This window comes from Paenibacillus sp. GbtcB18 (assembly GCF_019091125.1).
GTDB lineage: Bacteria > Bacillota > Bacilli > Paenibacillales > NBRC-103111 > Paenibacillus_F > Paenibacillus_F chitinolyticus.
In genome coordinates this window covers 1-233 of sequence record NZ_JAGXJX010000922.1, presented here as the reverse complement: position 1 = coordinate 233, position 233 = coordinate 1, and the positions used below count along the sequence as shown (strand labels likewise).

Sequence of the window (233 nt, the reverse complement as noted above, 5' to 3'; positions counted from 1 at the left end):
TTTGCGGACAGGCTAAGCCTGCCGTCCAAACCTGTAGTTCCCCGGGTGACCTCTGTTATGCCGTCGGGCCCATACAGCGTGAATATTTCACCGCCAAGCGGCTTCCCTTTAGGGTCGAGCTTGAACAAATCCAGCTTGCCCTGGGTACCCGCGCTGCCGCCCACGTCACTGTTATCAACCGCGTGTTCGCCTTTGGCGCTGACGTTCTTCAGGGTGTCATCGCCCATCAGCTT

1 protein-coding gene is annotated in these 233 nt (G+C 58.4%); it reads right to left on the bottom strand.

Annotated elements, in window-relative coordinates; translation table 11 throughout:
• Positions 1-233, bottom strand: a 233-nt coding sequence (locus KVT34_RS31300; RefSeq protein ID WP_217563399.1) for a hypothetical protein, incomplete at both ends; no start/stop codon positions are given.